13 protein-coding genes are annotated in these 14328 nt (G+C 53.5%); 4 read left to right on the top strand and 9 right to left on the bottom strand.

Annotation, left to right across the window (positions count from 1 at the left end; translation table 11 throughout):
* Positions 1-12: 12 nt before the first annotated feature.
* From leuS to GN208_RS09910, 5 genes are all read right to left on the bottom strand, one after another.
* Positions 13-2595 (bottom strand): leucine--tRNA ligase, encoded by a 2583-nt coding sequence (gene leuS / locus GN208_RS09930; RefSeq protein ID WP_004235600.1) that lies wholly within the window; start codon positions 2593-2595, stop codon positions 13-15.
* A 216-nt stretch (positions 2596-2811) separates the two neighbouring features.
* Entirely contained in the window at positions 2812-3537 is a 726-nt protein-coding gene (locus tag GN208_RS09925) for an amino acid ABC transporter ATP-binding protein (protein ID WP_004235601.1), read from the bottom strand.
* Positions 3534-4211, bottom strand: coding sequence for a glutamate/aspartate ABC transporter permease GltK (gltK, locus tag GN208_RS09920; protein ID WP_004235602.1), 678 nt, complete (start codon positions 4209-4211; stop codon positions 3534-3536). Before gltK ends, GN208_RS09925 begins: the two co-directional genes overlap by 4 nt.
* Positions 4211-4948 (bottom strand): amino acid ABC transporter permease, encoded by a 738-nt coding sequence (locus tag GN208_RS09915; RefSeq protein ID WP_004235603.1) that lies wholly within the window; start codon positions 4946-4948, stop codon positions 4211-4213. Before GN208_RS09915 ends, gltK begins: the two co-directional genes overlap by 1 nt.
* Positions 4949-5146: 198 nt before the next feature.
* A complete protein-coding gene (locus tag GN208_RS09910) occupies positions 5147-6049 on the bottom strand; it encodes a glutamate/aspartate ABC transporter substrate-binding protein (protein WP_024474175.1) in 903 nt (300 codons plus the stop codon).
* A gap of 424 nt (positions 6050-6473) precedes the next feature.
* On the opposite strand from GN208_RS09910, the gene GN208_RS09905 reads away from it, so the two are divergent.
* From GN208_RS09905 to GN208_RS09890, 4 genes are read left to right on the top strand one after another with little or no spacing between them, the layout of a single operon-like run.
* Complete coding sequence (locus GN208_RS09905; protein ID WP_004235607.1) at positions 6474-6842, top strand: hypothetical protein; 369 nt, start codon at positions 6474-6476, stop codon at positions 6840-6842.
* 57 nt (positions 6843-6899) lie between these two features.
* Positions 6900-8936 (top strand): protein-disulfide reductase DsbD domain-containing protein, encoded by a 2037-nt coding sequence (locus tag GN208_RS09900; protein WP_061057290.1) that lies wholly within the window; start codon positions 6900-6902, stop codon positions 8934-8936.
* The gene (locus GN208_RS09895; RefSeq protein WP_004235609.1) at positions 8933-9661 is read left to right on the top strand and encodes a DsbA family protein; all 729 of its coding nucleotides are present in this window, start codon (positions 8933-8935) and stop codon (positions 9659-9661) included. Before GN208_RS09900 ends, GN208_RS09895 begins: the two co-directional genes overlap by 4 nt.
* On the top strand, positions 9661-10158 hold the full coding sequence (locus GN208_RS09890) for a protein disulfide oxidoreductase (RefSeq protein ID WP_004235610.1): 498 nt from the start codon (positions 9661-9663) through the stop codon (positions 10156-10158). Before GN208_RS09895 ends, GN208_RS09890 begins: the two co-directional genes overlap by 1 nt.
* A 71-nt stretch (positions 10159-10229) precedes the next feature.
* Here the strand turns inward: GN208_RS09890 and lnt are convergent, their stop codons facing one another.
* From lnt to GN208_RS09870, 4 genes are all read right to left on the bottom strand, one after another.
* Entirely contained in the window at positions 10230-11783 is a 1554-nt protein-coding gene (gene lnt, locus GN208_RS09885) for an apolipoprotein N-acyltransferase (RefSeq protein WP_004235611.1), read from the bottom strand.
* Positions 11780-12670, bottom strand: a complete 891-nt coding sequence (gene corC / locus GN208_RS09880) for a CNNM family magnesium/cobalt transport protein CorC (protein ID WP_004235612.1) — start codon at positions 12668-12670, stop codon at positions 11780-11782. The genes lnt and corC overlap by 4 nt, the downstream gene beginning before the upstream one ends.
* A gap of 70 nt (positions 12671-12740) precedes the next feature.
* Complete coding sequence (gene ybeY, locus GN208_RS09875; RefSeq protein WP_004235613.1) at positions 12741-13208, bottom strand: rRNA maturation RNase YbeY; 468 nt, start codon at positions 13206-13208, stop codon at positions 12741-12743.
* Positions 13201-14283: a PhoH family protein gene (locus GN208_RS09870; protein WP_004241591.1), complete on the bottom strand. Its 1083-nt coding sequence runs from the start codon at positions 14281-14283 to the stop codon at positions 13201-13203. Before GN208_RS09870 ends, ybeY begins: the two co-directional genes overlap by 8 nt.
* Between the last annotated feature and the right edge of the window lie 45 nt (positions 14284-14328).

Below are 14328 nucleotides of genomic sequence, written 5' to 3'. Positions count from 1 at the left end.
TATCTCCTTAAATTAACCCACGACCAGGTTCAGTAATTTACCCGGCACATAAATGACTTTGCGAACACTCACACCTTCGAGGTATTTCGCCACATTAGCTTCCTGCGAGGCCAGCGCCATGACCGCATCCTGCTCCGCATCGGCGGCAACGGTGATACGGCCGCGGACTTTACCGTTGATCTGGATAACAATCAGTTTGGTATCGTCAATCATCGCTTCTTCGCTGGCGACCGGCCACTGTGCATCATCCACATCCGTTTCGTGACCCAGTGCTTTCCACAGGGTAAAACCGGCGTGCGGGATAATCGGCGACAGCATACGGATAACCGCATCCAGCGCTTCCTGCATCAGTGCGCGATCCTGCTCTGTTTCCTGAGGTGCGCGCTGCAGTTCATTGAGCAGTTCCATAATCGCCGCGATGGCGGTGTTGAACTGCTTACGGCGGCCGGCGTCATCGCTGACTTTGGCAATGGTTTTGTGCAGTGAGCGGCGCAGATCTTTCTGTTCCGGTGTCAGGCTGCTGATATCCAGCGGCGCGGTTTTGCCTTTCTGAACATGCTCATACACCAGACGCCATACACGGCGGATAAAGCGGTTCGCGCCTTCCACGCCGGATTCCTGCCACTCCAGGGTCAGTTCCGGTGGTGCCGCAAACATCATAAACAGACGAACGGTATCCGCGCCGTATTTTTCCACCATAATCTGCGGATCAACGCCGTTGTTCTTCGATTTTGACATTTTGCTCATGCCGGTGTGAACCAGCTCGCGGCCTTCTTTATCTGTTGCCTTGATGATACGGTTTTTATCATCACGCTCAAGAATGGCATCTTCCGGAGACACCCATACGCGGTGGCCGTCAGTGTCGGTGTAATAGAAGGAATCAGCCAGTACCATGCCCTGACACAGCAGGTTTTTCGCCGGTTCATTTGAGTTCACCAGACCGGCATCACGCATCAGTTTGTGGAAGAAGCGGAAATACATCAGGTGCATAATCGCGTGTTCGATACCGCCGATATACTGATCGACCGGCAGCCAGTAGTTAGCCGCAGCCGGATCCAGCATGCCTTTGTCATAGTCCGGGCAGCAGTAACGGGCGTAATACCAGGAGGATTCCATAAAGGTATCGAAAGTATCGGTTTCACGCAGTGCAGGCTGACCGTTGATGGTGGTTTTTGCCCACTCCGGATCGGCTTTAATCGGGCTGGTGATGCCGTCCATGACCACATCTTCCGGCAGAATAACCGGTAACTGATCTTCCGGAACCGGAACCACGGTGCCGTCTTCCAGGGTTGCCATCGGGATTGGTGCGCCCCAGTAACGCTGACGGGAAACCCCCCAGTCACGCAGACGGTAGTTGACTTTGCGCTCGCCGACGCCGAGTGCCACCAGTTTGTCCGCAATTGCGTTAAAACCGGCGGTGTAATCCAGACCATCGAACTCACCTGAATTGAACAGGGTGTTTTTGCCGGTCATTGCTGCTTCACTGATATCCGGTGCGTTACCGTCTTCGCCCAGGATGACCGGCTTGATTGGTAAACCGTATTTGGTGGCAAATTCCCAGTCACGCTGATCGTGCGCCGGAACGGCCATCACTGCGCCGGTGCCGTATTCCATCAGAACAAAGTTGGCGACCCAGACCGCGACTTTTTCGCCGGTCAGCGGGTGAATGGCAAACATACCGGTTGCCACGCCTTTTTTCTCCATCGTGGCCATTTCAGCTTCGGCCACTTTGGTATTGCGGCACTCGTCGATAAAGGTTTTCAGTTCCGGATTGTTCTGCGCAGCCTGCTGTGCCAGCGGATGACCCGCCGCCACCGCCAGATAAGTGACACCCATAAAGGTATCCGGGCGGGTGGTGTAGACACTCAGTTTTTCGGTGCTGTCCGCGACATCAAAGGTGATTTCCACCCCTTCGGAACGGCCGATCCAGTTGCGCTGCATGGTTTTGACCTGCTCCGGCCAGTCTTCCAGCGTATCAAGATCATTGAGGAGTTCTTCGGCATAAGCGGTGATTTTGATAAACCACTGCGGGATCTCTTTGCGCTCAACCGGGGTATCACAACGCCAGCAGCAGCCGTCGATAACCTGTTCATTCGCGAGAACAGTCAGGTCATGCGGACACCAGTTCACAGCGGAGGTCTTTTTATACGCCAGACCTTTTTCATACAGTTTGGTGAAGAACCACTGTTCCCAGCGGTAATATTCCGGCGTACAGGTGGTGACTTCGCGATCCCAGTCGTAGGCGAAACCCAGCTTTTTCAGCTGCTGTTTCATGTATTCGATATTGGCATAAGTCCACGGAGCCGGGGCGGTGTTATTTTTTACCGCAGCACCTTCCGCAGGCAGACCGAACGCATCCCAGCCAATCGGCTGTAAAACGTTTTTACCCAGCATGCGCTGGTAACGTGACATCACATCACCCAGGGTGTAGTTACGCACGTGGCCCATGTGTAGTCGTCCTGAAGGGTATGGCAGCATAGACAGGCAGTAGTATTTCTCTTTACTGTTATCTTCAGTCACTTTAAATGTTTGTTTTTCCTGCCAGTGACTCTGGACTTGTTGCTCTATGTCTTCGGGACGATATTGTTCTTGCATGGCACCGGTATTCCTGTGGTGATGAACTGCCGGACACGGACTGACGACCAGACCGGGCGGACAGCATGAAAATATTGGGTTTCGTTAATTTCTGACCCGTTAGCATAGCCGATATGCCCCTGAGGGAACAACAGTTAAGGGCGTAAAGGGATGAAAAAAGCGGGGGAATGATAAAGAGAAGAAGAAAGGCCGGTCTGTGACCGGCCGGTCAGAACATCAGTGCAGAATCTTGGCAAGAAAATCTTTGGCACGGTCGGATTTCGGGTTGGCAAAGAAATCGTCTTTTCTGCTGTCTTCGACGATTTTGCCCTCATCCATGAAAATCACGCGGTCCGCCACTTTACGGGCAAAGCCCATTTCGTGGGTGACCACCATCATTGTCATACCTTCGTGTGCCAGTTCAACCATCACATCCAGTACTTCGTTGATCATTTCCGGGTCGAGGGCGGATGTCGGCTCATCAAACAGCATGGCGACAGGATCCATACACAGGGCACGGGCGATAGCCACACGCTGCTGCTGCCCGCCGGACAACTGGGACGGAAATTTATCCGCATGGGCAGACAGTCCGACCCGCTCCAGCAGTTTCAGCCCTTTTTCTTTTGCTGCCGCTTTATCGCGCCCCAGCACTTTTACCTGTGCCAGGGTCAGGTTTTCCACAATGGATAGGTGCGGGAACAGCTCAAAGTGCTGGAACACCATGCCGACTTTGGAACGCAGTTTCGCCAGGTTGGTGCGTTTGTCATTCACCTGAATATCATTGACGAAAATCTCGCCCTGCTGCACCGGCTCAAGGCCGTTGACGGTTTTTATCAGCGTGGATTTACCGGAGCCGGACGGGCCGCACACCACAACCACTTCCCCTTTTTTGACTTCGGTCGAGCAGTCGGTTAAGACACGGAACTGACCGTACCATTTGGAGATATTTTTCAGGGAGATCATGACACAGTCCTTCTCTTGAGATAATTAACCAGCATTGACGCACCAAAGCTGATAACAAAATAAACCGCACCCGCAAACAGCACCATTTCGATTTGTGTTCCGTCACGCTCGCCGATATTGCTGGCGGTGCGGAAGAAATCGGTCAGGCTGAGCACATACACCAGCGAGGTATCCTGGAACAGGACAATCCCCTGGGTCAGCAGCAGCGGGATCATCGCGCGGAATGCCTGCGGCAGAACCACCAGACGCATGGTCTGCATTTTGGTCATACCGAGGGCGAGTGAGGCGGATGTTTGTCCCCGTGACACACTCTGAATCCCGGCGCGGATAATTTCAGCATAATACGCAGCTTCAAACAGGGAAAACGCTACCATAGCTGAGATCAGACGGATATCTGTTTTTGGTGATATGCCAAGAACATTTTGGACTAAGTTAGGCACAATCAGATAGAACCATAACAGCACCATTACCAGCGGAACGGAGCGGAAGGCGTTCACATAGAGAGCAGCCAGCCAGCTTACAATCTTTATGGATGACAGGCGCATCATAGCCAGTATCGTGCCCCACAGGATGCCGATAACAATCGCTGTAACTGTGATTTTCGCCGTAATAACCAGCCCCTGTAACAGGAACGGCATACCCGGCATCACCGAACTCCAGTCAAATTCGTACATCAGTGGCCTCCTGTCCCGGGCAGACGCACCCGTTTTTCCAGTAAATGCATGGCCAGCATAATAATAACGTTGATGCCGACATAGGCGAGGGTGATTGCGGTAAAGGACTCATAGGCTCTGGCGGAATAATCCAGTAACTTCCCGGCCTGCGCGGCCATATCGACCAGCCCGATAGTGGAGGCGATGGCGGAGTTTTTCACCAGATTGAGCATTTCCGATGTCATCGGCGGAATAATCACGCGGTAGGCATTCGGCAGCAGCACATAGCGGTAAGTCTGCGGCAGTGTCAGCCCCATTGCCAGCCCGGCGGCTTTCTGGCCGCGCGGCAGTGACTGAATGGCGGCACGTACCTGTTCGGTCATACGGGCGGCGGTAAACAGCCCCAGACAGAGGGTGGAGGAAATAAAGAACTGGATATTCGGGTCGAGATCCATTTTAAACCAGTCGCGCAGGGACGACGGCAGGAACTCCGGGATCACCAGATACCAGGTGAAGAACTGGACGATCAGCGGCACATTACGGAAAATTTCCACATAAATGGTGCCGAGCGAGGAGAGAAACTTATTCGGTACCGTACGGAGAATACCGAACAGGGATCCCACCAGAAAGGCGATAATCCAGGCACAGATTGACAGCAGCACAGTGACCTTCAGGCCGGACAGGATCCAGCCGAGGTAAGTGGTGTTGCCGAAGGGGGCGGGCTGAAAAAAGATGCCCCAGTCCCAGTTAGCTGACATAGCGCGGCTCCCGGTAAAAGAACGAACTCCCTGTATAAGACGGATAACCAGTGGTTACCGGACAGACAGTGTGTTTGCATGCAACGGACTGTGGTTTATCGTCCGCGCCCGCGTCAGTTGTGAACGCAGGCGCGGCGGTCTTAGTTATATCCTCAGTCCGGACGGCGCAGCCGGTCAGGCTGTCAGCCGCCGTGGTGGTTATTCAAAAGCCTTGTCATTCGGCGCTTTGAACAGCCCTTTCATTTCATCGGATAATTCAAAGTTCAGGTTGAGATTCTTAGGCGGAATCGGCTGTTTGAACCAGCGGGTATAGGATTTCTCAGCCTCACCGGAGGTTTGTGCATCAGAAACCGTTTTATCGATCAGGGCTTTGAACTGCGGATCATCTTTGCGCAGCATACAGCCGTAGGCTTCTTCGGACTGCGGCGTGCCGACAATCACCCAGTTATCCGGTTTTTTCGCTTTGGCGCGCTCACCGGCCAGCAGGGCATCATCCATCATAAAGGCGACAGCACGACCGGATTCCAGGGTGCGGAAGGCATCCCCGTGATCTTTGGCGCTGATAATGCGCATCTTCATCTGCTTCTCATCATTGAGTTTGTTGAGCAGCATTTCAGACGTGGTACCGGATGTGACCACCACGTTTTTCCCGGCGAGATCGGCAAAGTCTTTGATACCGGAGTCTTTACCGGTCAGCAGACGGGTACCGACCACAAAAATAGTATTGGAGAAAGCGGCCTGCTGCTGGCGGGCCAGGTTGTTGGTGGTGGAGCCGCACTCGAAATCGAATGTGCCGTTCTGTAACAGCGGGATACGGTTCTGAGAGGTCACCGGAATTAGTTTGACCTGTAAATCCGGCTTATTCAGGGTCTTTTTCACTGCATCAACAATATGGTTGGAGTAATCCTGGGAATAGCCGACCACGTTTTGCTGGTTATCATAATAAGAGAAGGGTACGGAGGATTCGCGGTGACCGACAACAATCACGCCGCTGTCATTGATTTTTTTCAGTGTACCGGCCAGCTCTTCAGCAGAAACCGCCGCACTGGCAAGCGCGGCTCCGGTGACCAGTACAGACAAAACTAACTTGCGCATAAACAACTCCTTTTCGGGAAACGGTATAAGGACGTGTGTTGCTCTTGTGGTTGTATTGTTAAAAATAGAACACTATTGTTAATAAATGGAAGTTAATTTGTTTTAAATCGGGAGATCCCTCTCACTCTGTCCGATAAAGATGTGCAAGTTACACCCGGAACGTGTGTTCACATTAAATTATGGTATTTTGAATTGGTTTGGTTTTATATGCTGGTTATGGTGTGTTTATTAACCTGCTAATGGTGCTTTTTACTGCTTAGTACGGTACTTTTATGGCCGGGAAGTGCTATTGTGTCATAATCCGCTGTTGTAACAATTCTGCTGTGCGGCGGTAACATCATATTGCGGTTAAATGTGTAAAGTTATGGTTATCCGGTTGTCTGAAATCGCAGGCTGTGTAAGATAGGCGGTAACTATCGGGGAGCGGGCTATGCTGAAGCAACGCAGGCAGGGTTATCTGCTGCTGTTTTTCACATTATTCTTTATCCTGTTGTGTCTGACACAACGGATGTCTGGTGCGCCGCGCATCAGTCTGAGCCCGTCTGCGGATTTCACTACCCCGGTGCTGCTGAGTGATACGGAAACCGGCAGCGCCAATCCCGGTGGTACCTGTGATATCAGCGCCAAGTCGCTGAGTACCGTGCCGCAGTTCCCGGCAGAACCTCTCTTTTTTGCCCTTCTTTTCTTCGTCATGACCTCGGTGATAGTTCCTGTCCGTTACCGTTCGCGCTCGTGGCGTCAGCATATCCCGCCGATGCGGCTGCGCAGGCATCTCCATTTCTGTGTGATGAGGGATTAGCAACCGGCAATCTGTGTATTGTCGGGTTTTTTGCTTAATTCGGAGATAAAAAAAATTATGCGTTCTGTATTAACAGCGTTTGTGCTGTTTTTGTTCACGCTGACCACTGTGCATGCGGCTGATACCGGCTGGACCGAAATGCCGCACAATGATCACGCCCGTGTCAGAGTCACATCAGATCAGTGGAAAGACGGAAAACTGCGTCTGCTGCTGGCGGTTGAATTACAACCCGGCTGGAAAACCTACTGGCAGTCACCGGGAGAGGGAGGCGTTGCTCCTGAACTGACATGGCAGGAGGCCTCTGCCGGAACACAGTGGTTCTGGCCCGCACCTCAGCGTTTTGATGTCGCAGGGCTCTCCACCCAGGGCTACGGCGGCAGTGTGGTGTTCCCGCTGGAAGTCACGGCGGCTCAGGCGCTGCCGGTGCTCAGCGGGACACTGACCTTATCCACATGCAGTAATGTCTGTATCCTGACCGATTATCCGGTCTCACTGGATACCTCAGAACCCGCGCCGGACGATTTTGACCGTCAGTATGCGATGGCCATGCAGCAGGTGCCGCAGACCGGCGGTGATATCACCACCGGTGGCAGCCGGGTGAACGGCGGGACGCTGACGATGGCACTGCACCGCCCGGGCGGCTGGCAGGATCCGCAGCTGTTTTTTAATGCGGATAAAGAAACCATTTTTGCCGCACCGTCATTTACGATTTCCGGGGATAATCTCATTGCCACCGTTAAAGTAACGGATGACTGGGGGGAAATGCCGTCAGATCTGAACGGAAAACCGCTGTCGGTCGTTGTGACAGACGGCCCGGCAGCGCAGGCGCTCACCACGGTGATCGGCAGCGGACCGGATATTGCGGCCGCATCCGGCAGTGATACCTCCTTTATCATGTTGCTGCTGTTTGCATTGCTGGGCGGGCTGATCCTCAACGTTATGCCGTGTGTTCTGCCGGTGCTGGCGATGAAACTCGGCTCTGTGCTGTATGTGGAAAACCGCGAACAGCGGATGATCCGCACCCAGTTCCTGGTTTCCTCCTCCGGTATTATGGTCTCCTTCTGGATCCTCGCGGCGCTGGTGTCGCTGTTACGTCTGACACAAAGTGCGGTCGGCTGGGGAATTCAGTTCCAGAACCCGTGGTTCCTCGGCTTTATGGTGGTGGTAACTTTACTGTTCAGTGCCAATCTGTTCGGTGTTTTTTCTATCCGCCTGAGCAGTAATGCAACCACAAAACTGGCGACAGCGGGCGGCAAAGGGATGCGCGGCCACTTTATGGAAGGTATGTTTGCCACGCTGCTGGCGACCCCCTGTACCGCGCCGTTCCTCGGTACCGCCGTTGCGTTTGCGCTGGTGGCTCCGTATTCACAGCTGTGGATGATTTTTACCGCGCTGGGGCTGGGGATGAGCCTGCCGTGGCTGCTGATCGCCGCGTTTCCGGGAATTGCCCGGGCGCTGCCGAAACCGGGCCGCTGGATGAACGGTCTGCGTCTGGTACTGGGTGGCATGATGTTTATTACGGCACTGTGGCTGATCAGTCTGCTGATCCCGCACACCGGGCCGGAAACCGCTGTGGTGATGGTGGCAGTTGTGCTGCTGGTACTTGCGCTGCTGGCTTTCCGCCGTACCGGTATTAAGCGCGGATCTGCGGCACTGGTGGCACTGCTGGTGGCTGGTGGTATCTGGGCCGCTATCAATATGACGGATGACCGGCAGCAGAGCTTGGTCAGTGATCAGGTGGACTGGCAGCCGCTGACGGAAGAGGCGGTGAACACCGCGCTTTCTCAGGGTAAACGGGTTTTTGTGGATGTGACCGCCGAATGGTGCGTGACCTGCAAAGCAAACAAATACAATGTATTATTACGCGATGATGTTCAGGACGCACTCCGTGAACCGGATGTTGTCGCACTGCGCGGGGACTGGACAAAACCGTCACCGGATATTAATGCATTTTTACAAAAGCGCGGGCATCTGGCAGTACCGTTTAATCAGATTTACGGCCCCGCTTTACCTGATGGTGAAATCTTGTCACCATTGCTGGATAAAGAAACACTCTTACATCTGTTAAATCAGTCACAAGGAATTGAACCATGAAAAAAACACTCGCGGCTTTAATGATTGCTCCGCTTATCTTTACCGCCACAGCTCATGCGGCCGCTTTTACCGCTGACCAGGAAGCGCAGGTGCGTGAATTGGTTCGTGACACGCTGGTCAAAAACCCGGAAATTCTGGAAGAAGCGATTATGGCGCTTCAGCAGAAACAGACCGAAAAACAGACCGCACAGATGAAAGATGCTGTTAAAGCCAATGCTGACGCGCTGTTTAATGATAAATACACGCCGCGTATCGGTTCAAAATCACCGAAACTGACCATCGTGTCTTTCACCGATTACAACTGCCCGTACTGCAAGCGTTTTGATCCGCAGCTGGAAGCGATGGTGAAAAAATACCCTGACGTGGCAGTTGTCTTCAAACTGCTGCCGTTCAAAGGGGAAAGTTCCCTGAATGCCAGCCGTGCCGCACTTTCTGTATGGGAAAGCAAGCCGGAAGCATTTGCACCGCTGCATAACCGACTGATGCAGAAGAAAACCGCACTGACTCAGGATGACATCAACAGCGCACTGAAAACCGCCAAAGCCGGTGATGTGAAAGTCACTGATAACAGTATGAATACCATGCGTATGAATATGATGCTGGCAGAGCAGTTAGGTGTTCAGGGAACCCCTGCAACGCTGATTGGTGATGTGATGCTGCCGGGTGCCGTGGATGAAGCACAGCTGGATGCCATCATTAAGGAACAGCTGGCTAAGGTTAAATAATGCGGTTACTGCGCAGATGGGGAAAGGAATTTCTCCTGCTGCTGGTGATTTTATTTATTGCGTCACAGGCGATGGACTACTGGCGCAAACCGCAGGCACCGGATTTAAACACGGTGCCTTCGCTGACACTGACAGATGGCACACCGGTGTCCATTGCGCAGATGAGTGCGGAAAAACCGCTGTTGGTCTACTTCTGGGCATCCTGGTGCGGGATCTGCAAACTGACCTCGCCGTCAGTCAGCGAACTGTCTGAGTCTGGCTACAATGTGGTGACGGTTGCTATCCGCTCCGGTGAAGATGACCGGCTGGCGAAAGGGATGGCAGCGAAAGGTTACTATTTTCCGGTGATTAATGATCCGGATGGCCGTATCTCCCAGCTCTGGGGTGTGAATGTCACGCCGACTTTTGTGATTTATCACAAAGGGGAGATAGTCAGTTACACCAGCGGCTGGACCAGTCAGTTGGGGATGATGGCACGGTTGTGGCTGGCGAAGTAATCAGTCTGAAATGAAAAATCCCGCGGTGAGCAATCACGGCGGGATTTTTTTATCTGCGGAAACTTTTCGTATCAGCGAAAATGCAGACCGCGTTCTGTGCTCTTTCTGCGTTTTATCAGTGCCAGACCCAGGAAGACAACGGTGGCACCCCAGACCGGCCAGGTGCCCATACGGTAATACGGTGTGAAGCCGGACGCTGAGGTTACAGTGGCACTCAGGGTGGCCTGTGTGAACTGCGGCAACTGAGCGGTGACAGAGCCGTCCGGCGCAATAATAGCGGTAATACCGTTATTGGTGGCACGCAGCAGCGGACGACCCAGCTCCAGCGCACGCATCCGTGCCATCTGGAAATGCTGCCACGGGCCGATGGAGCGGCCGAACCAGGCATCATTGGAGGCAGTCAGCAGCACGCCGGTTTTATCGGTCATATTGCGGCGCACCTGCTCCCCGAGGATCACTTCATAGCAAATCTCGGCGGTGAGTGTCATTTTTCCGGCGGTCAGCGGCGGCTGGATGTAACCCCCGCGGCTGAAAGCAGACATCGGCAGATTAAAGAACGGCGCCAGCGGACGCAGTAAATCTTCCAGCGGCACAAACTCCCCGAACGGCACTAAGTGATGTTTGTAATAGCGGTTTTTATCCCGGCTGTCGTATTCACTTTTATTACCCAGCACAATCAGGGTGTTGTAAACATCGTACTCTTTACCGTCTGCTTTCGGAACTGCATCAACCACACCGGTGATCAGCTGTGCGCCGCTGAGTGTCAGCAGGCCGTTGAGCTGATCCAGAAACGCAGACTGACTGGCGGCAAAATCCGGAATAGCGGATTCCGGCCAGATAATCAGGGTATCAGGCCGGAAGTACGGGCGGCTCTCTTTGAGATAGATACCCAGCGTTTTATCCAGCATACCCTGTTCCCATTTCAGGGACTGGGCGATATTTCCCTGAACCAGCGCGACCTGAGTCGGGTCGTTGTTCATCTGATACCACTGGTAGTTGCGGGCGAGCCACGGCGCGAACAGCAGTACCAGCGCCGGGATCAGCGGACGGATACGGCGCTGTGAGAGTGAAAGAGCAATCAGCCCGCTTATCACCATCAGCAGGAAGGTGATGGCATTCACACCCAGGATTGGCGCCAGTGCACGCATCGGGCCGTCAATCTGGGTATAGCCGAATTCCAGCCACGGGAAGCCGGTCAGCACCCAGCCGCGTAAAAATTCAGTGAGCTGCCAGAGTGCCGGGGCGGCAATCACCAGACGCCAGACTGTGGCGTGCGGGAAGCATTTGGCCAGCAGGCCGGCAAACAGCATCGGATAGAGCGCCAGATAGGCAGCCAGCAGGACAACAAGGAACAGGTTGGCAATTTCCGGCATACCACCGAAATCCGCGATACTGACATACACCCAGTTTACGCCGCTGCCGAATAAACCCAGCCCCCAGGCGAAACCGATAGCACAGGCCTGTTTACCTGTCCGGTTGAGAGTCAGCAGCAGCAGGGCGGCCAGTGCGGGCAGTGAGAAATACCAGAGATCAAAAGGCGAAAAGGCCAGCGTTCCGCCGGCCCCGAAAATCAGTGCCAGCAGCAGACGCGGCCACTGGCGTAAACCATGAGGTGATTTTATCATGTCAGATTATCTTCATCTAAAGACGGGATTGGAGCATCGTCCGGAATCTTAACATGTAACTGGATAATTTTACGACTGTCTGCCATCGCAACTTTGAACTGGTAGTTGTCAATCTCAATGGTTTCACCACGGGTCGGCAGATGGCCGAAGGCCTGCATCACCAGCCCGCCGACGGTATCGACCTCTTCATCACTGAAGCGGGTGCCGAATGCGTCGTTAAAATCTTCTATCTGGGTGAGGGCGCGGACAGAATAGGAGTGCAGACTGAGCTGGCGGATATCCACGTCATCCTCATCATCATATTCATCCTCAATTTCGCCGACAATTAACTCCAGAATATCCTCGATAGTGACAAGTCCGGAGACTCCGCCGAATTCATCGATCACAATCGCCATATGATAGCGCTGGGAGCGGAACTCCTTAAGCAGACGGTCAACACGCTTACTTTCCGGCACAACAACCGCCTGGCGCAGCACTTTATCAATACTGAACTCTTCGGAATCACTGCGCATAAACGGCAGCAAATCTTTTGCCATCAGCAGGCCTTCAATGTGATCTTTGTCTTCACTGATCACCGGAAAGCGGGAGTGGGCAGAATCAATAATGACATCCAGGCACTCGTCGAGTGTCTGATTGCGCTTGAGAGTCACAATTTGTGAACGCGGGATCATGATATCGCGGACACGCTGATCAGAAATATCCATTACCCCTTCGAGCATGTCGCGGGTGTCAGGATCGATCAGTGCATTTTGTTCGGAATCACGGATGACCTCAACGAGGTCTTCACGGCTTTTGGGCTCGCCGTGGAACAGTTGCTGGCGCAGCAGAGAAAAGAAACCCTTTTTCTGGTTCGGTGTATCACTACCCGATGGATGGTCGTCGCTCATGGCGGTTTTTTTACATTCCCCGATTTAATGAAAGATGCCGTATTATGTAGCATAAAAACGGCATCGCTGACTACGCTTTTTCTGTGATATACGGATCAGAATAGCCTAATTTTTTTAAGATTTCCGTTTCCAGGCCTTCCATCTCTTCTGCTTCATCGTCTTCGATGTGGTCATAACCCAGCAGATGCAGGCAGCCGTGGATGACCATATGCGCCCAGTGTTCTTCTTCGGTTTTTTCCTGTTCGGCGGCTTCGCGCTCCACCACCTGACGGCAGATAATCAAATCCCCCAGCAGCGGCAGTTCAATTTCCGGCGGCACTTCAAACGGGAAGGAGAGCACGTTGGTCGGTTTATCCATGCCGCGGTAAGTCAGGTTAAGCTCGTGGCTTTCCGCTTCATCCACCAGGCGGATGGTAACTTCACTCTCTTCCTGAAACATCGGCAGCACGCCGTCAATCCAGCGCTGAAACTGAGCTTCAGAGGGCAGGTTGTCTGTGTTTTCACAGGCGATTTGTAAATCAAGAACCGGATTACTCATGAGATTGTTCCTGCTGCGCCTGCGCGCGTTCGGCATCACGCTGCTGTTTCAGCATCTGTTTGCGTTTCTGTTCTGCGGCTTCCCACGCTTCATAGGCAATAACCACTTTTGCCACGATAGGATGACGCACCACGTCTTCACTGTGAAAGAAGTTAAAGCTCAGTTCCGGTACATCCGCCAACACTTCAATGGCGTGGCGCAGACCGGATTTATTGCCGTTCGGCAGGTCAATCTGGGTGATATCCCCGGTGATAACCGCTTTGGAGTTAAAGCCGATACGGGTCAGGAACATTTTCATCTGTTCGATGGTGGTGTTCTGGCTTTCATCGAGAATAATAAAGGCATCGTTCAGGGTCCGGCCGCGCATATAGGCCAGCGGCGCGACTTCAATCACGTTGCGCTCAATCAGCTTTTCCACTTTCTCAAAGCCGAGCATTTCAAACAGCGCGTCGTACAGCGGGCGCAGATACGGATCGACTTTCTGACTGAGATCGCCGGGCAGGAAGCCGAGTTTCTCACCGGCCTCAACGGCAGGGCGCGTCAGCAGGATGCGGCGGATTTCCTGACGCTCCAGGGCATCCACAGCTGCAGCAACCGCCAGATAGGTTTTCCCGGTCCCGGCAGGGCCGATACCGAAGGTGATATCGTGGTCGAGAATATGGGCGATATACTGCGCCTGGTTTGGCGTGCGCGGTTTAACCACACCGCGTTTGGTTTTGATATTGACGGATTTGCCGTAGTCCGGCACATGTTCATCACTCTGTTCCAGTACACGGCTCTCTGCCACGGCCAGGTGAACCTGCTCCGGGTCGATATCGCGGATCACACCGCGCACCGGGGCGGTTTCCACATAGAGCTGGCGCAGGATAGCCGCAGCGGCTTTGACGCAGTGCGGTTTGCCGGTCAGCCGGAAGCGGTTGTCGCGGCGGCTGATTTCGGTGCCGAGACGGCGCTCAAGCAGTTTGATGTTATCATCGAAGGGACCGCAGAGGCTTTGCAGACGCTGATTTTCGGCGGGTTCGAGGAAAATTTCCTGTGTTGCTACCTGTGAAGGTGATATATAGGTCTCTGTCACTGAATCTCTCTGTGTATTCTCACGCGCAGGTCATTCTGCGCGTGA

This window comes from Morganella sp. HSTU-ASny43 (assembly GCF_022819185.1).
GTDB classification, from domain to species: Bacteria; Pseudomonadota; Gammaproteobacteria; order Enterobacterales; family Enterobacteriaceae; genus Morganella; species Morganella morganii.
Note: the sequence above shows the minus strand (reverse complement) of the source record. Positions and strands in the feature narration are given on the sequence as shown.